The organism is Kitasatospora sp. NPDC057223 (genome assembly GCF_042669755.1).
In the GTDB taxonomy this organism is placed as follows: Bacteria; Actinomycetota; Actinomycetes; order Streptomycetales; family Streptomycetaceae; genus Kitasatospora.
Window position 1 is genome coordinate 1 of record NZ_JBHUWW010000153.1, and the last position, 19416, is coordinate 19416.

Consider the following 19416-nt stretch of genomic DNA (forward strand, 5'->3'; position numbering starts at 1 on the left):
CACGCTGTTGAGTTCTCAAGGAACGGACACTTCCTTCGAGCCGCTCTCACGGTCTCTCCGGGCGCTTCGTTCTTTCGTGTTACCAGCTTATCAGACGTTTTCCGCCCCGTTTACCGGAGTTTCGTTTATCCGACTCGCTTTTGCCGCACCTTCTCGGTGCGACCTCCGGAACTGTACGGGGAGCGGACCGCCACAAGCAAATCGTCCCGCCCCGGGGCTCCGGGACGGGACGATCCGAGGTCCGGGAGCCTGTCAGACCCTGGCCATCTCGTCGGCGATCGCGGCGGCGAAACCGTCGATATCCGCCTCCGTGGTGTCAAAAGCGGCCATCCAGCGCACCTCGCCGGTGTGCTCGTCCCAGAAGTAGAAGCGGTACTGCTTCTGCAGTCGCTCGCTCACCTCGCGGGGCAGCAGCGCGAAGACGGCATTCGACTGGACCGGGCGGACGACGGTCACGCCCTCGATCCGGCGCACGGCGGCCTCCAGCCGGCGGGCCATGGCGTTCGCGTGCCCGGCACTGCGCAGCCAGAGGTCGCCGGCCAGCAGTGCCTCGAACTGCACGGAGACGAAGCGCATCTTCGAGGCGAGCTGCATCGACATCTTGCGCAGGTACTTGAGGTTGCTGACCCGCTCGGGGTTGAGGACGACCACGGCCTCGCCGAGCAGCAGGCCGTTCTTCGTCCCGCCGAAGGAGAGCACGTCCACGCCGGCGTCGGTGGTGAGGGCTCGCAGGGGCACGCCGAGCGAGGCCGCCGCGTTGGCGAGGCGCGAGCCGTCCAGGTGGACGAGCATGCCGTGCTGGTGGGCGTGGTCGCAGACGGCCTTGATCTCCTCGGCCGTGTAGACGGTGCCCAGCTCGGTGCTCTGGGTGATGGAGACGGCGAGCGGCTGCGCGCGGTGCTCGTCCCCCCAGCCCCAGGCCTGCTGGTCGATCAGCTCGGGGGTGAGCTTGCCGTCGGGGGTGGGGACGGTGAGGAGCTTGAGCCCGGCGATCTTCTCGGGGGCACCGCACTCGTCCACGTTGATGTGCGCGGTCTGCGCCGTCACCACCGCGCCCCAGCGCGGGAGCAGGGCCTGCAGGGCGACGACGTTGGCGCCGGTCCCGTTGAAGACGGGGTAGGCCTCGGCCTTGTCGCCGAAGTGCTTGCGGAAGACGAGCTGGAGGTGGGCGGTGTAGTCGTCCTCGCCGTACGCGACCTGGTGGCCGCCGTTGGCCAGGGCTATCGCGGCGAGGACCTCCGGGTGCACGCCGGCGTAGTTGTCGCTGGCGAAGCCGCGGACGGCCGGGTCGTGGTGGCGCCGCGCGTCGGTGCCGGTGGAGGGGGTCATCGGGCTGTCAGCCACAGGTGCTGTCCGTTCAGGTCTGCTGCGGGGCGGTCCCAGAGGCCCGCGAGGGTGTCGGCGAGGTCGGCGGTGTCGGTGAAGCCGGTGAACTTGGCGTCCGGCTTGTCCGCGCGCATCTGCGGGGTGACGAGTGCCTTGATCACCAGGATGGCGGCCGCCGCGGTGGGCAGGCCGTCGGCCGAGGTCGTCTCCTTGGTGAAGGAGTCGGCGAGGGCGAGTGTCCAGGCCTCGCTCGCGGCCTTGGCCGCCGCGTAGGCGGCGCCGCCGGCGGTGGGCCGGTGCGCGGCGGTCGCGGAGACCATCGCGTACCGGCCGGCGGGGCTGCGCAGCAGGGCGGGCTGGAAGGCGAGCGAGGTGTGCTGGAGGGTGCGGACCACGCGGTCCTGCAGCCAGTCCCAGTCGTCGATGCGGGTGTCGAAGAAGGTCTTGCTGCCACGCCAGCCGCCGACCAGGTGGAAGAGGCCGTCGACCTGTCCGTGCTCGGCGTCCAGGTGGTCGGCCCAGTCGTGGACCTCCTGCGGGTCCAGCAGGTCGATGACCTGGCCGCTGATCCGGGCGCCGGGGACGGCCGCGCGGACGGCGTCCATGGCGGCGTCCAGTCGCTGGGCGTCACTGCCGGCCGCGACGACGGTCGCGCCGCCGGCGGCGAGGCGGCGCAGCGTGGCGCGCCCGGCGGGGCCGGTGGCACCGGCGACGGCGACGACCCGGCCGGTCAGCGAGGGGGTCGGTGAGGCGGTGGTCATGCGGCGGCTCCCTGGATGCCCGCACCGGTGATGCCGGTGGTGGCGGCGATGACGCCGCTGAGCTTCTTGGAGAGGGCCTCGTAGAACATGCTCAGCGGGAATTCGTCCGGCAGCACAGCGTCGCACAGGGCCTTGTTGAGGGCCTTGCTCTCGTTGATGTCGAGCGGGAGCGCGTCGGGGCCCTTGGCCCAGGTGGAGGCGGGGTGCGGGGTGAGGTAGCGGGAGACCAGCTGGTAGGCGGCGATCCAGTGGGCGGTCTTGGGGCGGTCGATGCCGTCCCGGTAGAGGGTCTCGATCTCGCCGCAGAGTGCGTTGGTGACGTCGGCGACGCGGTCCCAGTCGATGCTGAGGCGGTTGTCGCGCCAGCGCAGCGCGTCGTGCTTGTGCAGGTAGGCGAAGAGCAGCTGGCCGCCGAGGCCGTCGTAGTTGCGGACGCGGTCGCCGCTGACGGGGAAGCGGAACATCCGGTCGAAGAGGATCGCGTACTGCACGTCGCGGCCCTGGGCGTAGCCCTCGGCCTCCAGGCGGACGGCCTCCTTGAAGGCGGTCAGGTCGCAGCGGAGCTCTTCGAGTCCGTACATCCAGAACGGGCTGCGCTGCTTGATCATGAAGGGGTCGAAGGGCAGGTCGCCGTGGCTGTGGGTGCGGTCGTGGACGAGGTCCCACAGGACGAAGGTCTGCTGGGCGCGCTGCTGGTCGTCGAGCAGGCCGGCGGCGTCGGCGGGGATCTCCAGGCCGAGCAGGTCGACGGCGCTGGTGGTGACGGCGCGGAAGCGGGCCGCCTCGCGGTCGCAGAAGATGCCGCCCCAGGTGAAACGTTCCGGCGCCTTGCGGACGGCCACGGTCTCGGGGAAGAGGACGGCCGAGTTGGTGTCGTAGCCGGCCGTGAAGTCGGTGAAGGTGATCGGTACGAACATCGGGTTGTCGAAGCGGGTGCGCTCCAGCTCGGCGAGCCAGTCGGGCCAGACGACGCGCAGCAGGACGGCTTCCAGGTTGCGGTCCGGGTTGCCGTTCTGGGTGTACATCGGGAAGACCACGAGGTGCTCGATGCCGTCCTCGCGCCGGGCCGCGGGCTGGAAGGCCAGCAGGGAGTCCAGGAAGTCGGGCTCGCGGTAGCCGGTCCCGGCCCACTTGCGCAGGTCCGCGCGGACGGCCGTGAGGTAGTCGGCGTCGTGCGGGAAGAGCGGGGCGAGCTCCTCGACGGCCGTCAGGACGGTCTCCACCAGCGGGTCGACGGTGTGCCGCTGCACGGCGGACAGGTCGATGGAGCCGTCCTTGGACTGCAGGGGGCGCAGCGCCTCGACGGAGCCCTTGAGCCGGAGCCAGGCCGGGTGGCCCGCGTGCGACTGGACGGGAGCTTCGGCGGCCACAGCGAGCCTTGGCGAAAGATTCTGCATCTCTGACTCACTTCAACAGGAGTTATTTCGACAGATACACCATAGATACGGAAGGTTCTCCTGTTCAAGGGGGGGTCGGGTCGAAGACCCTCCTGCGCGCCGGTCCGGGGCCAGGTGTCCGCTATGTGGACGGGATTCCGGATGATCTGGACAGACCTGCCGACGGGATGCGAATCTCCCGCCATGCTCCCGGCGGTGATTCTGGTGGCCCGACGCCACATCGACCTGCTCCGGGTGTCCTCGTGCTGTTGTGCGCGCGGCTGTCGTTGCCGCTGCTGCTGACACCGGCTCGGACGGCACCGCGGACGCGGTGTCCTACGCCGACCTTGCCGCCTGTGTTCCGGCGCCGCCACCGGGGAAGCGTCCTGCCGTGGAACGGCGCGCCTGCCCCGTACCCGCGTCGGTCGCCCCTCCCCCGCCCCGCCCGGACCTTCACCTGGAGCCCGTCCATGCCTTCTCCCCGTACACCGCGCACCACCCTGCCGCTCGTGGCACTCCTGGTCGGCGCAGCCGCGCTGACCGCCTGCTCCCCGCAGGACACCGCCCCCTCCGCCGGGAGCACGGCCGCGGCCGGTGCCTCCGCGGGCGGGTGCGCCAAGGGCGCGCTGGCCACCCGGACGGCCGGCACGCTGGCCGTCGGCACCGACAAGCCCGCGTACGACCCGTGGTTCTCCGAGGACAAGCCGGAGAACGGCAAGGGCTTCGAGTCGGCCGTCGCCTACGCCGTGGCCGACCGGCTCGGCTACGCCAAGGACAAGGTGACGTGGGTGGTCAGCCCGTTCGCCAAGGCCACCTCGCCCGGTGCCAAGGACTTCGACTTCGACATCAACCAGGTGTCGATCAGCGAGGAGCGCAAGCAGGCCGTGAGCTTCTCCTCCGGCTACTACGACGTGCGTCAGGCGGTCATCGCGCTGAAGTCCTCCAAGGTGGCGGGCGCGAAGAGCATCGCCGACCTGAAGGGCGCGAAGCTGGGCGGCCAGGTCGGCACCACCAGCCTGACCACGATCACCGACACGATCCGGCCGACCCAGCAGCCGGCCGTGTACGACAGCAACGACCTGGCGAAGGCGGCGCTCAGGAACGGCCAGATCGACGCCCTGGTGGTCGACCTGCCCACCGCCTTCTACATCACCGGCGCCGAGGTGACCGACGCCCTGGTGCTCGGCCAGTTCGAGGGCGGCCCGCAGGGCGAGCAGTTCGGCCTGGTCCTGGACAGGGACAGCACGCTGACCGGCTGCGTCACCCAGGCCGTGGACTCGCTGCGCGCCGACGGCACGCTGGCCGCGCTGGAGAAGCAGTGGCTGTCCGACGCCGTCGCCGCGCCGGTGCTGAAGTGACGACGGAGCCCCCGGACGTCGAGCTGCTGAAGGGGGACGCCCCGGCCGGGGGGACGGCGGCATACCGCCCCTCCGCGCGGCGGCTGACCCACCAGGCGTACCGGCGCGGCCGGGCCAGGCGGTCGGCGCTCGTCGCCGGGCTGTCGACGGTGGCGACGGCCGTCGTGCTGGCCCTGCTCGTCGTCAGCTCGCCGGGCTGGGAGCGCACCCGGCAGACGTTCTTCGACCTCGGGTACGCCCGCGAGGCACTGCCCGAGGTGCTCCGCGGCCTGCGGGTGAACCTGGAGCTGATGGCCGTCTGCGGCGCGCTGATCCTCGTCCTCGGCCTGCTGCTGGCGGTGGCGCGGACGCTGCGCGGCCCGGTGTTCCTGCCGGTGCGGCTGCTGGCGACGGCCTATGTGGACTTCTTCCTCGGGCTGCCGATGATCATCTGCCTGCTCGCGATGATCACCGGCGTGCCGGCGCTGCGCCTCACCGGCGTGACCACCGACCCGCTGCTGCTCGGCGGTACCGCCCTGGTGCTGACGTACTCGGCGTACGTCTCCGAGGTGTTCCGGGCCGGCATCGACTCGGTGCACCCGAGCCAGCGGGCGGCGGCCCGCTCGCTCGGGCTGAGCAACGCGCAGACGATGCGGTACGTGGTGCTGCCGCAGGCGGTGCGGCGGGTGGTGCCGCCGCTGCTCAACAACCTGGTGTCGCTCCAGAAGGACACCGGGCTGGTGTCCATCGGCGGCGTGATCGACGCGGTGTACGCGGCGAAGATCCTCACCGGGCACAGCTTCAACTACACCCCGTACGTCGTCGCGGCGCTGGTCTTCATCGCGCTGACCATCCCGCTGACCCGCTTCACGGACTGGATCACCGCGCGGATGAACCGCCGCCAGCACCAGGGAGGAACGGTATGACCAGCGGGGAGTCCGAGCCGGTCCTGCGACTGGAGTCCGTCCGCAAGTCGTTCGGCGGCCAGGTCGTGCTGCGCGACGTGGACCTCGCCGTGCCCGAGCACTCGGTCACCGCGCTGATCGGCTCCTCCGGGTCGGGCAAGTCGACGCTGATGCGCTGCGCCAACCTGCTGGAGGAGATCGACGACGGCGCGATCTTCCTGGACGGCCAGGAGATCACCGACCCGAGGGCCGACGAGGACGCCGTCCGGCGCCGGATCGGCGTGGTCTTCCAGGCGTACAACCTCTTCCCGCACATGACCGTGCTCGACAACATCACGCTGGCCCCGCGCCGGGTGCACGGGCTCGGCCGGGACGAGGCGGAGAGCACAGCCGTCGAACTGCTGGAGCGGCTGGGCCTGGCGGCGAAGGCCCGGGAGTACCCGGACCGGCTCTCCGGCGGCCAGCAGCAGCGGGTCGCGATCGTCCGGGCCCTGGCCACCGGGCCCCGGCTGCTGCTGCTCGACGAGATCACCGCCGCCCTCGACCCGGAGCTGATCGGCGAGGTCCTGGCGGTCGTCCGCGACCTCAAGTCGCAGGGCATGACGATGGTGCTGTCCACCCACGAGATGGGTTTTGCCCGCGAGGTCGCCGACCAGGTCTGCTTCCTGGACGGCGGGGTGGTCCTCGAACAGGGCACGCCGGAGCAGGTGTTCGGCGATCCGCGGGAGCCGCGCACCCAGCAGTTCCTGCGCCGGATCGTCGCCGCCGGGCGGCTCGCCCCGGGCGGCTGAGGGGCGGCACGGGCCGGCGGGCACTCCGCCGGTCACCTCCGTGCGCCCCTGTTCGCGCCCTGACGTGCGTACCCGGGACCGGTGATCGTGGACGGTACGCCCGTACGCACCGGTCGAGAGGGGCGCCGATGCACGGCCCGGCCGTCGTCACCTGGCTGCTGGCAGCACTCACCGCCGCTGCCGCCGTCTCCTGCATCTCCCGGCTGCGCGGCTCACCCCGCGACGGCGGGCCGGCCGGCGGCCGGCATCTGCCGGCGCACGAGTCGGACGCCGCCGAGGCGCTGATGGGCCTGGGCATGGCGGCGATGGCCGCCGCCGGCTCCGCCGTCCCGGCAGAGGTCTGGGCCTGGCTGTTCGGCCTGCCCGCCGCCGGATTCCTGTTCGCCGCACTCGCACCGGGCCGGCCGGCCCGTCGGGCGCACCGGCTGCACCACGCGATCGGCGCGCTGGCGATGACGTACATGGCGCTCGCGATGGCGGGCTCCCCTGCGCACGCCCATCACGCCGCCGCCGGTCTCCCGCTGCTCACCGGCGGGCTGCTGCTGTACTTCGGCGGCTACAGCCTCTGGGCGGGCAGCCGCCTGCTGGCCACTCCGGGCGGCGGGATCCGGACGGGCACCGCCGGGCTGCCGCAGGCGTGCCGGCTGACGATGGGGATCGGCATGTTCGCGATGCTGCTGACGCTCTGACGGCGGGCGCCGGGCACGGATCGGGCCGGAGTCGGGCACGGATCGGGCAGGGGCCGGGCAGGGGTCGGGCAGGGCCGCGTGGCGTTGGTCACTGGTGCCGGGAAGCCGTTCCACCCGGGCCGGGGAGCGCATAGGTTGGCCGGGAGCGCACTGTCGCGCTCCGTGCGTACTGGGGGTTCCCCTGCCATGACGGCCCTTCTCGGCCTCTTGTTGCTCGGACTGCTGCTGTCGACGGTGGCGCCACGCCTGCTGGCCCGGGCGCGGTGGGTGGAGCGGGAGCCGGTACTCGGGTTGCTGGTGTGGCAGTGCCTGGTCGTCGCGGTACTGCTGTGCTGCGCACTCGCACTGCTGCTGGCCACCTCCGCCGCACTGCCGGGGCTGAGGGTGCTGCTGTTCTCCGGTGCTCCGCACGGAGTGGAGGCGGCGTACGGGTTGCAGGGGGCGGAGGGCTGGGGGCGGCTGTGTGCCGCGCTGCTGGCGGCGGGCGGCTTGCAGACCCTGTTCGCACTGACCCGTGAAGTCCGCTCGGCGCGGGCGCTGCGCGGTCACCGGCATGCGGAACTCGCCCGGCGTGCACCGGAGTTGCCGATCTCGATCGGCGCCTGGCGCAGTCGCCGGCAGCGACGTGAGCAGCTGGTGGTGCTGGAGAGCGTCAGCCCGGAGGCGTGGTCGCTGCCCGGCCACCGGTCCCGCCTGGTGGTCACGACCGGTGCGTTGCAGCAGCTCACCGACCGGGAGTTGGCGGCCGTGCTGAGCCATGAGCGCGGGCATGTCCGGGCCCGGCACCACTGGCTGTCGCAGTGCGCGCAGGCGCTGGCGACGGGCTTCCCGGGGGTCGGCGTGTTCAGCGCGTTCCGCGACCAGGTCGGCGAGCTGGTGGAGTTGGCCGCCGACGACCGGGCGGCACGCCGGCACGGGCGGCTGACGACCGCGCTGGCACTGGCCGAACTGAACCTGGGACGCGGGGTGTTCGGAGCCTGCCCGCCCGGCCTGGCGCAGTCCCCGCGCCGGGTGGACCGGTTGCTGGCAGGCCGGCCGCGGCTGTCGGTGACGCACCGTCTGCGGCTCACGGCGGCGGCCCTGGCGGCACCGGTCGCGGCGCTGCTGCTGGCGGCGGCGCCGGGGATCTCGGCGCTGTTCTGAGCCCGGCGCGAGGACGGCCGGCCGGGCGCGAGCGGTGGGGTCAGCGCCGCAGCGGTGGGATCAGCGCCGGGTCGGCGCCGGGCCGGCCGGGCAGTCGGCGCTCCCGGCGAGGGTGCGCCCGAGCACCTCGCGGTGCAGCGGACGGGCCTCCTGGTAGCGCCTGCGGCCGTCCTCGGTGAGGGTCACGAAGATGCCGCGGCGGTCGAGCTTGCACATGTCCCTGGAGACCAGGCCGGCCTTCTCCAGGCGCCCGACCAGCCGGGACAGCGCGCTCTGGCTGAGGTGGACCTTCTCGGCGAGTTCCTGCACGCGCAGCAGCCGGTCGTTGCCCGACTCCGCGTCCTCCGCAAGGCGCTCCAGCACCTCGAACTCACTCATGCCCAGGTCGTGGCGCTCGCCGAGTTCACGGTCGAGGGCACAGGCGGTGGCGGCGTGGCGGGCCAGCAGGTCGCGCCAGCCTGTCACCAGGGCCGCATCTGCGGTGGGGTCGAGTTCGGACACATCGCCAGAGTAGCACATGCTCAGGAACTTATTGCGTTCACACTATATTTACTTGCATTGATTGCACATGCATGTAGTGTCCTCCCCATGACCGCCACACGCCGCTCCGATTCAACCCCTCACCTGCCAGGGCCAGCTGACCTGCCGTCGCACCCCGAGCAGAACTGGACACCCCGCCTCTGGGGCACCCTCGTCGTCCTCTGCGCCGCCATGTTCCTCGACGCCCTCGACGTCTCGATGGTCGGCGTCGCACTGCCCTCCATCGGCACCGACCTGAACCTCTCCACCTCGGCCCTCCAGTGGGTCGTCAGCGGTTACGTCCTCGGCTACGGCGGCCTGCTCCTGCTCGGCGGCCGCGCCGCCGACCTGCTCGGACGGCGCCGGGTCTTCCTCGTCGCCCTCGCGGTCTTCGCCGCCGCCTCCCTGCTCGGCGGTCTGGTCGACAACGGCGGGCTGCTGATCGGGGCGCGCTTCCTGAAGGGCGTCAGCGCCGCGTTCACCGCCCCCGCCGCCCTGTCGATCATCACCACCACGTTCCCCGAGGGGCCGGCCCGCAACCGGGCCCTGTCCATCTTCACCACCTGCGGCGCGAGCGGCTTCTCGCTCGGCCTGGTGCTCAGCGGCCTGCTCACCTCCGCCGGGTGGCGCTGGACCTTCCTGATGCCCGTACCGGTCGCCCTGATCGCCCTCGTCTTCGCCGCCCGGCTGCTGCCCCGCCAGGCCCGCGACGAGCGCGCCGCCGGCGGCTACGACGTGGCCGGCGCGATCACCGGCACCACCGCCGTCCTGCTGCTGGTGTTCACCGTCACCGAGGCCCAGGGCGCCGGCTGGCTGAGCCTGCGCACGATCGGGTCGCTGATCGCCGCGGCCGCCCTCGCCGTCTCCTTCATCCTGATCGAGCTGCGCACCCCGCACCCGCTGGTGCGCCTGGGCATCTTCCGCAACGGCGGGGTCGCCCGGGCCAACCTGGTCGCCTTCACGCTGTTCGGCTCGTACGCCGGCTTCCAGTTCATCGTGACGCTCTACCTGCAGCGACTGCTCGGCTGGTCCGCCCTGGAGATGGCCTTCGCCCTGCTGCCGGCCGGTGCGCTGGTCGCCCTGTCCGCGACCCGGATGGGCAGCGTGGTCGACCGCTTCGGCACCAGCAGGCTGCTGCCGATCGGCGTGCTCGCCCTGCTGCTCGGCTACGCGACGTTCCTGCGGCTGGGCGAGCACAGCGGCTACGTCGCACTGGTGCTGCCGAGCATGGTGCTGCTGGGGATCGGCTTCGCGCTGGCCTTCCCGTCCGTCAACATCGCCGCCACCAACGGCGTCGCGGACGAGGAGCAGGGGCTGGCGTCCGGCCTGGTCAACACCGCCATGCAGGTCGGCAGCGCGATCGTGCTGGCGATCGTCACCGCGGTGATCACCGCGGGCAGCGGCGGCGGCGAGAGCCCGCAGGCGCAGCTGGACGGCTACCGCCCGGCGCTCCTGCTGGTGGTCGCGGTGGCCCTGCTGGGGCTGGTCGTGGCAGCGGCCGGTGCGGTGATCGACCGGCGGCGGCCGGCTCCGGTGGCGGTGCCGGACTACGACTACCCGTCGGCGAAGTCCGCCAGCGAGGTCGGGGCCGACGAGGTGCTGAGCGGGCGCTGACGCGGGCTCAGGAGTCGAACGGAGCCGGTTCCACCAAACCCCCGTGTTGGTGGAACCGGCTCCTCCGTACGCAACCGTCCCCTCGTGCCCCTGCGATGTGCGGGTACGACGGTTTCGGCGGGCTTCCGCGCCAGTATATTGGCCGGGAGCCAACGAACGTACGGAGCAGACACGATGGCACCTCGCGGGGATTCGGTCAACGAGGAAATGCGCCAACGCTCCCGGCGCCGCATCATGCGGGCCACCGTGGAGCTCGTCGACCAGCACGGGTACACGGGCACGACCCTGGCCGACATAGCCGAGCGCGCCGGGCTCGCGCGGGGGCTGCTGTCGTACTACTTCGACGGGAAGCGGCTGCTGATGCAGTCGGCGACGCACCGGCTGATGCACCTGGAACTGTCCGCCGCGCTGGCCGGCCTCACCGCCGGGGCCTCACCGGAGGAGCGGCTGGCGCGGGCGATCGACGCGGTGCTGGGCGTCGCGATGGCGCACCCCCGGGTGATGCGCTCGCATCTCGCCCTGATCCTCGACCCCGACACGGGCTCCTTCGTGAAGGATCCGGAGCAGCGGCAGCTCGGCGCGATCCTCCAGGAACTGCTGCGGGACTGGGGCGCGCCGGATCCGCCCGCCGAGCACGCGGTGCTGCGCAGCGCGCTGATGGGAGGCTGCATCGGGGTGCTGCTGCCGGGTGCGGAGCTGCCGCTGGCGCCGATCCGCGCGGACCTGTTCGGCCGCTACGGTCTGGCCTGGGAGCTGGGACTGCCGCCGCAGCCGGCGCCGCCGGACCGGACGACGCCCCCGGCGCGGGCCTGAGGGCCTGCGCCGGGGGCGGTGCCGGGCCGGGTCAGCGCTCGGCGAGGATCGAGGCGAGCAGGTCGATGGTCTGGCCGGGCGTCAGGCTGTCCACGCAGAGGCGTTCCATGACCTGGATGTAGGCGTCGACGTCGTCGCGCTTGTCGAGGTAGAGCGCGCTGGTGAGCTGTTCGAGGTAGACGACGTCGGCGAGGTCCTGCTCGGGGAAGCGCAGGATGGAGAACGCGCCGCTCTCGCCGGCGTGGGCGCCGAAGCGGAACGGCATCACCTGGATGACGACGTTGGGCTGCTCGGCGATGTCGATCAGGTACTGGAGCTGGCCGCGCATCACCTTGGGCCCGCCGACGGGGCGGCGCAGCGCGGCCTCGTCGATGACCGCCCACAGGCGGGGGCTGTTGCCGTCGGTGAGCAGCTTCTGCCGGCGCAGCCGCAGGCTGACCCGGCGCTCCAGCTCCTCGTCGCTGATCACCGGGCGGCTCTGCCCGAACACGGCGCGGGCGTACTCCTCGGACTGCAGGAGGCCGGGGACGAACTGCACCTCGTAGGTGCGGATCAGGGTGGCCGCCTCCTCCAGGCCGACGTAGGTCTGGAACCAGCCGGGCAGCACGTCGTTGTAGCTGTGCCACCAGCCCGACTTGTTGGCCTCGCGGACCAGGCCGAGCAGCGCCTCGCGCTCGATGCCGTCGGTCACGCCGTAGAGGCTGAGGAGGTCGGCGACGTCGCGCTCCTTGAAGCTGACGCGGCCGAGCTCCATCCGGCTGATCTTGGACTCGGAGGCGCGGATGGCGTACCCCGCGTCCTCGCGGGTGATTCCCCGCCCTTCGCGGAGCCGGCGGAGCTGGGAGCCGAGGAGGATCCGGCGAACCATCGAGCCGCCGCCCGGCTGAACTGTGGTCATGCGGTCCAAACCTCCACCTTGGGCAAACAGCGCACAGTCTGCCATCAGTTGAGCGCTCACGGTGCCCGTACTGACGGATGTATCTATCAGTTCTGCACCTCGGGCACCAGAATGCACGTGCATCCGGCGCTTGCATATGCCAGCGATACGACTGCACGTGAATCGACTCTTGCATCTGCAGTGAGCGCAGAGGACCATGGTGCACGTGCACCTGCACATCCCTGGCATTCCCGCGGGTACCGCATCGACCCTGTGCGCGACACCGCACACCAGCCCGGCAGCGCTGCGGCGCAACCGGGCACTTGTGTGCGCGCAAGGGCCGTACGAGGCGGCAGCCCAACGGCCGAGCGAGTCGGAGGTGACCGGCATGACCCCGGCGGGTCCAGCCGTGTCGGCCCCCTTATGGGAGGAGCTCTTCATGAGCACCGGTACGGCCTTGGCGGTCGACCCCCACGTGGTCACCTGTACGCTCGCTCCCCGCTTCGAAGCCGTCAGAACCGCGCGCGACTTCGCCAGAACGACGCTCCACCGCTGGGGACTCGGTGACCTGTTCGACGATGTCGCACTGGTCGCCTCGGAGCTGGTGACCAACGCCCTGCGGCACGCCGTCGGCGCCCGGCCCGAAACGGGCCCGTCCGCCGGCGACCTCGCCGCCTTTCCCGCCCAGGGCGGACCGCAGCAGGCCATGGACGGCCGGCTGCCGATCCGAATAAGCCTGGTGCACCGCTCACCGCAGGTGGTCTGCGCGGTCAGTGACCCGAGCAGCAACGGGCCGGTCGCCCGGGAGGCCGATTTCGTGGCCGAGTCCGGCCGGGGCCTGCACCTGGTGGACTCCTTCAGCCGCTCGTGGGGCTGGCACCCGCTGGCCGGCGCCGGCAAGGTGGTCTGGGCGCTCTTCGAGGCCGAGGACCCGGGTGCGGCCGCGGCCCGCGAGGCGCTCGGGCGGCACCGCCGCTCGGCCTGACGGCCCGCCGGCGCGGAGCCGGACCACGGGCCCGCCACACGGGCCCGCACACGGGGCGGGAACCGAGCGGACGCCGGTGACCCGAGAAGACGAAAACGGCCGTCGTGGTGTCAGCACCCACGACGGCCTCCTGACAGTGACGGCGGAGACGGTGACCGCGCCTCAGAGCCCCAGGTGGTCGAACTCCCCGTCCTTCGCGCCGAGCAGCAGCGCCGCTATCTCGGCCCGGGTGTAGATGAGCGCCGGACCGTCCGGAAAGCGGGAGTTGCGCATCGCGACACTGCCGTCCGGCAGTGCGGCGAACTCGACGCAGTTGCCCTGGGAGTTGCTGTGCCGGCTCTTCTGCCAGAGCACTCCCTGCAGGTCAGCAGCCGCCATGCCGTTGTACGTGTGGTGCATAGAAATCTCCCGAAGAGACCGGAGTAGTCGTCCAGTTCGGCGCCCGGCCCGAAAGGCCGCGGTGTTCGAGGCCCGGCCCCCCTGCCGGCCCGGCACGCGCCTCACTTGACGTGATGATAGCCGCAGTGCACGTGCATCAGCACGGGACATTGCAGGTGCACCGGATCCTCCGAACCAGGTGGAACCATCCGCGACCTGCCCGGCCGACGGTATGTAAGCGGACATAGCTGACCGAAACGCAGGCCCCGCGATAACCGCCCGTAGGCGGCCCCCAGCAAAATGTTGATCTTCGGATGCCGGGAGTCGCCCGGCCGTGACCCACAGTCAGTCATCGCACGGGCTGTGATAGATGTCACTCGGGTCGCACCTGGCGCCCGCCCGACGGCCGGCGGCACCCGCGGGCCACCGGCCGTCGGGCCGACCGGCGCGCGCCGACCGGTCGAGCGCCGGTCGGAGTGACGGGGACCCGACGAATTAGCTGACGGATTTGTCGTCCTATGACCGAAATGACGGCATGCCTACCGTCCGATATGGGCAGCCGACTGCGACTCGGCCGGGCCGATGTCCTACGATCTCCGCCATGAGCACCGCAGCCATCCCGGGCGCGCCACTGCCCGTCCGCACTCCAGGCTCCCGTGCGCGGGGGCGCCACCGTCGACCCGAGCGCCCCGAGATCCCGGCCGGCTCCCCGGCCCTGGTGCTCGCCGTGCCGGCGACCGCAGGGCCCGAGTCCCGGTCCGTGGTCGACGAGCTCCTGTCGATCGTCCGCAGCGAGCAGTCCGGCGTCCAGACCGCCGCGGCCTACCTCCCGGACGCGTCCGGCCAGGCCACCGAGCCGGGCGTCGCCGACCTGATCGCCCAGGCCCTGCAGGCCGGCCTGCCCGCACCCGTGGTGGTGCCGCTGCTGCCCGGCCCGCACGGCTACCTGGACGGCCTGCACGCGCTCGCCGCCGGCTCCGGCGCCGTCATCACCGACGTGCTCGGCCCGCACCCGCTGCTGGCCGAGGCCGTCCACGTCCGGCTGTCCGAGGCCGGGCTGGCCCGCGCCGACCGCGCCCGGCTGTTCGCCATCGCCACCGCGGCCGACGGTGTGGTCCTCACCACCGTCGGCGGCGAGGAGGCGGCCGACGCCGCCGGGATCACCGGTGTACTGCTCGCCGCCCGCCTCGCCGTGCCGGTCGTCGCCGCCGCCCTGGACGTGCCCGGCTCGGTGGCCGCGGCCGTCGAGCACCTGCGCGCCACCGGCTCGCAGCGCCCCGCGCTGGCCCCGCTGGTGATCGGCCCGGAGGCCGACCCCGAGCTGCTCGCCACCGCCGCCGAGGAGACCGGCTGCCCGAGCGCGGCCCCGCTCGGTGCCTACCCGACGGTCGGCCAGCTGATCGCCTCCACCTACCTGGCCGCCCTCGAAACGGCCCTGGCCGCGGCGGAGCAGGCCCTGGAGCCGGCCCCGGAGCACGAGCAGGCCGAGGCGGAGTAGCGCGCGCCGTACGACAGTCGGTGGGGGCCCCGGACTCGTCCGGGGCCCCCACCGCGTTCAGTGCACCGGCGCCAGGCGGCCGGTCGGGGCCGCCGCGTCCCGCAGCGCCGGCGCCGGGGTCAGCACCGGCCGGGGCGCGGCCGTCAGCTCGGGAGCCGGCACGGTGGCGGCGTTCCACCGCGGCACGGCGGCGCCGCCCGCACCGGCCCCGACGACCCGGACGGCGGTGGACTCCCCCGCCCTGCGCAGCAGGACGTCCGGGGCCGGGGCCCCCTGGTCCAGCCAGAGTTCGCTGCCGCCGAACTCGCAGTCCAGCACGACGAGGACGTCCGGCTGCCCGTCGGGCTCGGCGCGCAGCGCGATGCCGGCCTTGCGGTACCCCGTCAGGAGGCTGCGGCTGAAGGTGACTCCCGCTCCGGCGAGCTGGTGGCGCTCGGTGGCGACGGCGTAGTCGGACTGGCCCGCGGCGTCGATCAGCAGGCCGTCGAAGACGGTGCCCCGGTCGCGGCCGAGCGCGTGCAGCGACACTCCCCCGGCGCCGTTGCCGTACAGCACGCTCGCGGAGTAGTCGAAGTCGTTGAGGTAGGCGCCGTGTTCGATGCCCCAGCCGCCGTTGTGGTAGCCGACGAATCCGGTGACGACGTGGTGGTACCTGGCGTTGAGCCAGACGAAGATGCCGTCCCGCAGGTTGTTGTGGGCGAGGCAGCGTTCGAACGTCCAGACGCCCTCACTGGTCTCCGGCCACTCGAAGCCGGAGGCCCCGGTGGCGCCCTGGACGCCGACGGCGACGCAGTCCCGCGCCACGCCGCCCGTCCCGGCGCCGAGGCTGAAGCCCGTCAGGCGGTAGGCCCGGGGGTTCGGTTCGCGCACGGTGCGGGAGGCGACGCAGGACTCGTACACGATGTCGTCGGAGGGGCCCTGCGGGGTGCGGGTGTCGGCCGGGCCGTCCCACCAGTAGGCGTCCTCCCAGGTGTCGTGGCTGATGCAGCCGCGGAAGGTGATGCCGTGGCTGCCGTGCGGGACGAAGGCGTGGTTGCCGGCGTCGCGGACGACCACGCCCTCGACCACGGTGCCCCGGCTGCTGTCGGCGAGCAGGTGGAAGTGCAGCCCGTACCGGCCGGTGACGGGGGCGGTGATCGGGGCCGCTCCGGTGGGGGACGTCCAGGTCTCCGCCGTCCCGGTGCGCGGGCCGAGCCAGCGCAGGGCCGCGTGCCGGACGTCGGCCGGCCGGGAGCTGGTCAGGTGGACGTGGGCCCGGCCGCCGGGCGTGCCCTCGACCCGGACGTTGCGGGTCAGGTTGAGCACCTCGGCGCCGACGGTGACGCCGCCTCCGGCCGCGACCCTCGGGTGCGCGAAGGCCAGCGCCTCCCGCAGGGTGACGGTGGCTCCGCTGACGGACGCGACCGTGCAGAGGTCGTAGCGGGTGGAGAAGTCCGCCGTGTCGGGGGGCGCGGTGGGGGTGACGGCGAGTTCGTCGCCGGGCTGCCAGCCGGTGGGAGCGGCGGCCAGCACCAGCTCGGTGTCGCCCGCCGCCAGCGCGGTGGCGGCGCGCACCCAGGCCGTCCGCGCGGCGCCGTCCAGCCGCAGGTAGCCGGAGCCGGTGACCCAGAGACCGGTGTCGGTGGCGAGGACGGCCGCACCGTCGCCCCGGAAGCGGCGCTCGTCGACGGCGGGGAAGCGCAGGGCGTGGACGGCGGCGCCGGCCGGGGCGAGCGCGAGTGCGCCGCGGACCTCGACGTTCCCCGCCGAGTCGAGGGTGAGGGTGCGGTCGGCGGCGAAGACCAGCGCGCCGCCCGGCTCGACGAGCAGGGAGCCGACGGTGGCGTCGGTGTCGAGCAGCACGCTGTCGGTGATCCGTACGGCGCTGCCGGGGCCGGGTAGGGCGCCGCCCCAGCCGGCCGGGTCGGACCAGCGGCGGCCGTTCTCGTCCAGCGCGGGCGGCGGGCCCGCGGCCGGGCCGGGGTGCTCGTGACCGGGACTCAGGCCCGGTGCGGCGGTGCCGGGTTCGGTCGCTTTCGTGGCGCTCTGCGGTGAATTGACCGAATTGTCCATGGAGCGGCGGAGCAGTTCCTCGCCCGCGACGACGGCGGCAACGGTGCCGGCTGCGAGCCCGCGAAGCAGCGTTCGACGGGGTATGCCCCGCAGTGTCCAGGATTGCCGCTTTCTCCCGGACTGTCGGGTTGTACCAGATTGCCCCGTAGGGCCGTTGGTCCCGGAGGGCGGCTCCTCGCCCTCCGGTTGCGAGCTCCCGTCGGTCATGGTTTCGTGCCCTCCCGCCGGCCCCCACGGCTTCGCGCCGACCCTCTGAAGGATAGGCAGATCTCCTCCGCGGCACGGGTTTTGCCCGAAATCGGTCATTTCTGATCATGAGGACCCAGGCCGCACAGGGGTCGCGCATCAAACGTGACGAGCGTCACACATGTTTGCAGTTTGAACTTAAGTCTGCTTAACGTGCTCCCCGTTCGTGGTCACACGAACCCAGTTCATCCGCAACGCCGAGGCCTGCCGTCGGATGCGCTGGCAGCGCGAAAAACGCACCACGGCAGGCGCGGGGGACCCAGGTAAGCCGCCCCGGACCGGTCAAGTACCGGCTCCAGGGCTAGGGGTGAAGCCGTGCTCACAGCACGGCCGGGCAACTCCAGCCCGAATCCGACAGCTCACCTCGCAGGCGTGGGAGAGGATCACGTCTTCATGCTGACCACCAACGGCACCCGTCTGTCCAGCCGTACCGCCCGTCGCCTGATCGCCGCCGTCGGCGTCGCGGGTGTCGGCCTCACGATCCCGTGCCTCACCGCCGGTACCGCGGGCGCCGCAACCGTCGCCACCTGGGACAAGGTCGCCCAGTGCGAGAGCGGCGGGAACTGGAGCATCAACACCGGCAACGGCTTCTACGGCGGCCTCCAGTTCACCAACAGCACCTGGGCCGAGTTCGGCGGCACCGCGTTCGCCTCGCGCGCCGACCTCGCCACCAAGGACCAGCAGATCGCGACGGCCGAGAAGGTCCTCGCCGTCCAGGGCCCCGGCGCCTGGCCGGTCTGCTCCGTCCAGGCCGGCCTGACCAAGGGCGGCGCCGCCGCCTCGGTCGACACCGGCGCCCCGGCGGCCGCCAAGCCCACCACTCCGGCGGCCCCGGCCCCCTCGGCCCCGGCCACCGCCAAGCCGGCCGCCCCGGCCACCGGCGACAGCTCCGCGAGCAGCTCGAAGGGCTCCTCGGCCGGCAAGTCCTGGAACGGCAACAAGTCCTGGTCGCAGCAGGGCGGCCACGACAGCACCCGCACCTACACCGTGCTGGCCGGCGACTGGCTGTCCGGCATCGCCGACAAGAACAACGTCCAGGGTGGCTGGGAGCGTCTGTACGAGCTCAACAAGTCCGTCCTGACCGAGGGCGCCGACGTCATCTACCCGGGGCAGCACCTGGCCCTCGGTGACGCGGCCCAGGGCGCCACCAAGGCGTCCAGCACCGACTCCTCGGGCAAGAAGTTCGACTGGTTCAACCGGTCGGGCTCCTCGGCCACCGCTGCGGCGTCCACCTCCACGGACACCGCGGCGAAGCCCGCCGCGGCCGAGCCGGCCGCCGCGACCACCACCACGGCGGCCGCCACCCAGGCGCCCGCCTCCGGCAGCATGGCCGCCGCGGTCTCCTTCGCGCAGTCGAAGGTCGGCCAGGCGTACATCTACGGCGGTACCGGCAACGGCGGCTGGGACTGCTCGGGCCTGACCCAGGCGGCGCTGCGCGCGGCCGGCGTCTCGATCCCGCGGGTGGCCGCCGACCAGGCCGCCGCCAGCACGCACGTCTCGCTGGACAACCTGCAGCCGGGCGACCTGCTGTTCTGGTCCAACAACGGCAGCGACTCGGGCGTCTACCACGTCGCCATCTACACCGGCAACGGCAGCTACGTCGAGGCCGCCAACCCCGCCGCGGGTGTCCGCACCCAGACCGTCGCCAACTGGGCGCCGGACTTCGCCGGCCGGGTCTGATCCGGCAGCACCACCACAGCAGGCAGAGGCCGCCGTCCCCCGGGAGCAGTTCCCGCGGGGCGGCGGCCTCGCCGTGCCCGCGGCCAGGTCCGACGGCGGCAGACCTGGCCGGATCCCGGGCGAACGGGCATGCTGGCGATCCGTACCCGAGGAGGAGTCGCCATGGCCAAGGTCACCGTCACGCTCGAATCCGATCTCGCGATCGAGGTGATGCTGCTCTCCGGGACGAGGAGCCCGCAGGACGCGGTGGAACTCATCGTCCGGGACTACCTCGCCAGGGGCCACCGCACGGAGGCCCGGACGGGCGACGCGGCGGACGGACAGCGCGTCACCCAGGCCCCGCCGGTCGTCCAGGAGGGCTGACCGCACCCTGCGGGCGGCAGCGGACAGCAGTGGGCCCCCGGAGCGTCCAGGACGCTCCGGGGG

Annotated in this window: 19 protein-coding genes and 1 riboswitch; of the genes, 12 read left to right on the forward strand and 7 right to left on the reverse strand. The window is 72.6% G+C overall.

The window, feature by feature from the left end; translation table 11 throughout:
- Positions 1 to 252 precede the first annotated feature (252 nt).
- Genes ACFUK0_RS34670 through ACFUK0_RS34680 form a run of 3 tightly spaced genes read right to left on the reverse strand, consistent with a single transcriptional unit; the run spans position 253 to position 3484 of the window.
- Positions 253 to 1329 carry a threonine aldolase family protein gene (locus ACFUK0_RS34670; RefSeq protein WP_380257033.1) on the reverse strand — a complete coding sequence of 359 codons (1077 nt, stop codon included), beginning with the start codon at positions 1327 to 1329 and terminating at the stop codon, positions 253 to 255.
- Complete coding sequence (locus ACFUK0_RS34675) at positions 1326 to 2087, reverse strand: SDR family NAD(P)-dependent oxidoreductase (RefSeq protein ID WP_380257001.1); 762 nt, start codon at positions 2085 to 2087, stop codon at positions 1326 to 1328. The genes ACFUK0_RS34670 and ACFUK0_RS34675 overlap by 4 nt, the downstream gene beginning before the upstream one ends.
- Positions 2084 to 3484, reverse strand: a complete 1401-nt coding sequence (locus ACFUK0_RS34680; protein WP_380257003.1) for a DUF6421 family protein — start codon at positions 3482 to 3484, stop codon at positions 2084 to 2086. The genes ACFUK0_RS34675 and ACFUK0_RS34680 overlap by 4 nt, the downstream gene beginning before the upstream one ends.
- Positions 3485 to 3667: 183 nt before the next feature.
- On the opposite strand from ACFUK0_RS34680, the gene ACFUK0_RS34685 reads away from it, so the two are divergent.
- From ACFUK0_RS34685 to ACFUK0_RS34710, 6 genes are all read left to right on the forward strand, one after another.
- A complete protein-coding gene (locus ACFUK0_RS34685; RefSeq protein WP_380257035.1) occupies positions 3668 to 3766 on the forward strand; it encodes a putative leader peptide in 99 nt (32 codons plus the stop codon).
- Between the two features lie 167 nt (positions 3767 to 3933).
- The gene (locus ACFUK0_RS34690) at positions 3934 to 4821 is read left to right on the forward strand and encodes an ABC transporter substrate-binding protein (protein WP_380257005.1); all 888 of its coding nucleotides are present in this window, start codon (positions 3934 to 3936) and stop codon (positions 4819 to 4821) included.
- Positions 4822 to 4847: 26 nt separating this feature from the next.
- Entirely contained in the window at positions 4848 to 5726 is an 879-nt protein-coding gene (locus tag ACFUK0_RS34695; protein WP_380257037.1) for an amino acid ABC transporter permease, read from the forward strand.
- Positions 5723 to 6496, forward strand: coding sequence for an amino acid ABC transporter ATP-binding protein (locus ACFUK0_RS34700; RefSeq protein ID WP_380257007.1), 774 nt, complete (start codon positions 5723 to 5725; stop codon positions 6494 to 6496). Before ACFUK0_RS34695 ends, ACFUK0_RS34700 begins: the two co-directional genes overlap by 4 nt.
- Before the next feature lie 128 nt (positions 6497 to 6624).
- Positions 6625 to 7185: a DUF5134 domain-containing protein gene (locus ACFUK0_RS34705; RefSeq protein ID WP_380257009.1), complete on the forward strand. Its 561-nt coding sequence runs from the start codon at positions 6625 to 6627 to the stop codon at positions 7183 to 7185.
- Between the two features lie 186 nt (positions 7186 to 7371).
- Positions 7372 to 8328: a M56 family metallopeptidase gene (locus tag ACFUK0_RS34710; RefSeq protein WP_380257011.1), complete on the forward strand. Its 957-nt coding sequence runs from the start codon at positions 7372 to 7374 to the stop codon at positions 8326 to 8328.
- Positions 8329 to 8388: 60 nt separating this feature from the next.
- Here ACFUK0_RS34710 and ACFUK0_RS34715 read toward each other — a convergent pair whose 3' ends face one another.
- Positions 8389 to 8829 carry a MarR family winged helix-turn-helix transcriptional regulator gene (locus ACFUK0_RS34715; RefSeq protein ID WP_380257013.1) on the reverse strand — a complete coding sequence of 147 codons (441 nt, stop codon included), beginning with the start codon at positions 8827 to 8829 and terminating at the stop codon, positions 8389 to 8391.
- An 87-nt stretch (positions 8830 to 8916) separates the two neighbouring features.
- Between ACFUK0_RS34715 and ACFUK0_RS34720 the strand changes: the two genes are divergently transcribed.
- Both ACFUK0_RS34720 and ACFUK0_RS34725 read left to right on the forward strand, forming a co-directional pair.
- Positions 8917 to 10461, forward strand: a complete 1545-nt coding sequence (locus tag ACFUK0_RS34720) for an MFS transporter (protein ID WP_380257015.1) — start codon at positions 8917 to 8919, stop codon at positions 10459 to 10461.
- A 174-nt stretch (positions 10462 to 10635) separates the two neighbouring features.
- Positions 10636 to 11274: a TetR/AcrR family transcriptional regulator gene (locus ACFUK0_RS34725; protein ID WP_380257017.1), complete on the forward strand. Its 639-nt coding sequence runs from the start codon at positions 10636 to 10638 to the stop codon at positions 11272 to 11274.
- A 31-nt stretch (positions 11275 to 11305) separates the two neighbouring features.
- On the opposite strand, the gene ACFUK0_RS34730 is transcribed toward ACFUK0_RS34725, so the two are convergent.
- The gene (locus ACFUK0_RS34730; protein ID WP_380257019.1) at positions 11306 to 12172 is read right to left on the reverse strand and encodes a helix-turn-helix domain-containing protein; all 867 of its coding nucleotides are present in this window, start codon (positions 12170 to 12172) and stop codon (positions 11306 to 11308) included.
- A 418-nt stretch (positions 12173 to 12590) separates the two neighbouring features.
- Between ACFUK0_RS34730 and ACFUK0_RS34735 the strand changes: the two genes are divergently transcribed.
- A complete protein-coding gene (locus ACFUK0_RS34735; RefSeq protein WP_380257021.1) occupies positions 12591 to 13136 on the forward strand; it encodes an ATP-binding protein in 546 nt (181 codons plus the stop codon).
- A 162-nt stretch (positions 13137 to 13298) separates the two neighbouring features.
- Here ACFUK0_RS34735 and ACFUK0_RS34740 read toward each other — a convergent pair whose 3' ends face one another.
- Positions 13299 to 13535, reverse strand: a complete 237-nt coding sequence (locus ACFUK0_RS34740) for a DUF397 domain-containing protein (RefSeq protein ID WP_380257023.1) — start codon at positions 13533 to 13535, stop codon at positions 13299 to 13301.
- A 580-nt stretch (positions 13536 to 14115) separates the two neighbouring features.
- Here ACFUK0_RS34740 and ACFUK0_RS34745 point away from each other — a divergent pair.
- Entirely contained in the window at positions 14116 to 15012 is an 897-nt protein-coding gene (locus ACFUK0_RS34745) for a sirohydrochlorin chelatase (RefSeq protein WP_380257025.1), read from the forward strand.
- A 57-nt stretch (positions 15013 to 15069) separates the two neighbouring features.
- On the opposite strand, the gene ACFUK0_RS34750 is transcribed toward ACFUK0_RS34745, so the two are convergent.
- A complete protein-coding gene (locus ACFUK0_RS34750) occupies positions 15070 to 17064 on the reverse strand; it encodes a hypothetical protein (RefSeq protein ID WP_380257027.1) in 1995 nt (664 codons plus the stop codon).
- Positions 17065 to 17537: 473 nt separating this feature from the next.
- Positions 17538 to 17696: riboswitch (cyclic di-AMP (ydaO/yuaA leader) on the forward strand.
- Positions 17697 to 17703: 7 nt separating this feature from the next.
- On the opposite strand from ACFUK0_RS34750, the gene ACFUK0_RS34755 reads away from it, so the two are divergent.
- Entirely contained in the window at positions 17704 to 18990 is a 1287-nt protein-coding gene (locus ACFUK0_RS34755) for a transglycosylase family protein (RefSeq protein ID WP_380257029.1), read from the forward strand.
- 162 nt (positions 18991 to 19152) lie between these two features.
- Positions 19153 to 19353 (forward strand): hypothetical protein, encoded by a 201-nt coding sequence (locus ACFUK0_RS34760; RefSeq protein WP_380257031.1) that lies wholly within the window; start codon positions 19153 to 19155, stop codon positions 19351 to 19353.
- The last annotated feature ends 63 nt before the right edge of the window (positions 19354 to 19416 follow it).

What these genes read in the sequence shown, in the direction of transcription:
- ACFUK0_RS34675 (WP_380257001.1), bottom strand. Translation starts at nt 2,087, where the DNA reads ATGACCACCGCCTCACCGACCCCCTCGCTGACCGGCCGGGTCGTCGCC.
- ACFUK0_RS34730 (WP_380257019.1), bottom strand. Translation starts at nt 12,172, where the DNA reads ATGACCACAGTTCAGCCGGGCGGCGGCTCGATGGTTCGCCGGATCCTC.
- ACFUK0_RS34710 (WP_380257011.1), top strand. Translation starts at nt 7,372, where the DNA reads ATGACGGCCCTTCTCGGCCTCTTGTTGCTCGGACTGCTGCTGTCGACG.
- ACFUK0_RS34755 (WP_380257029.1), top strand. Translation starts at nt 17,704, where the DNA reads ATGCTGACCACCAACGGCACCCGTCTGTCCAGCCGTACCGCCCGTCGC.
- ACFUK0_RS34725 (WP_380257017.1), top strand. Translation starts at nt 10,636, where the DNA reads ATGGCACCTCGCGGGGATTCGGTCAACGAGGAAATGCGCCAACGCTCC.
- ACFUK0_RS34670 (WP_380257033.1), bottom strand. Translation starts at nt 1,329, where the DNA reads ATGACCCCCTCCACCGGCACCGACGCGCGGCGCCACCACGACCCGGCC.
- ACFUK0_RS34735 (WP_380257021.1), top strand. Translation starts at nt 12,591, where the DNA reads ATGAGCACCGGTACGGCCTTGGCGGTCGACCCCCACGTGGTCACCTGT.
- ACFUK0_RS34690 (WP_380257005.1), top strand. Translation starts at nt 3,934, where the DNA reads ATGCCTTCTCCCCGTACACCGCGCACCACCCTGCCGCTCGTGGCACTC.
- ACFUK0_RS34685 (WP_380257035.1), top strand. Translation starts at nt 3,668, where the DNA reads ATGCTCCCGGCGGTGATTCTGGTGGCCCGACGCCACATCGACCTGCTC.
- ACFUK0_RS34745 (WP_380257025.1), top strand. Translation starts at nt 14,116, where the DNA reads ATGAGCACCGCAGCCATCCCGGGCGCGCCACTGCCCGTCCGCACTCCA.
- ACFUK0_RS34680 (WP_380257003.1), bottom strand. Translation starts at nt 3,484, where the DNA reads ATGCAGAATCTTTCGCCAAGGCTCGCTGTGGCCGCCGAAGCTCCCGTC.
- ACFUK0_RS34750 (WP_380257027.1), bottom strand. Translation starts at nt 17,064, where the DNA reads ATGGACAATTCGGTCAATTCACCGCAGAGCGCCACGAAAGCGACCGAA.
- ACFUK0_RS34740 (WP_380257023.1), bottom strand. Translation starts at nt 13,535, where the DNA reads ATGCACCACACGTACAACGGCATGGCGGCTGCTGACCTGCAGGGAGTG.
- ACFUK0_RS34720 (WP_380257015.1), top strand. Translation starts at nt 8,917, where the DNA reads ATGACCGCCACACGCCGCTCCGATTCAACCCCTCACCTGCCAGGGCCA.
- ACFUK0_RS34700 (WP_380257007.1), top strand. Translation starts at nt 5,723, where the DNA reads ATGACCAGCGGGGAGTCCGAGCCGGTCCTGCGACTGGAGTCCGTCCGC.
- ACFUK0_RS34705 (WP_380257009.1), top strand. Translation starts at nt 6,625, where the DNA reads ATGCACGGCCCGGCCGTCGTCACCTGGCTGCTGGCAGCACTCACCGCC.
- ACFUK0_RS34760 (WP_380257031.1), top strand. Translation starts at nt 19,153, where the DNA reads ATGGCCAAGGTCACCGTCACGCTCGAATCCGATCTCGCGATCGAGGTG.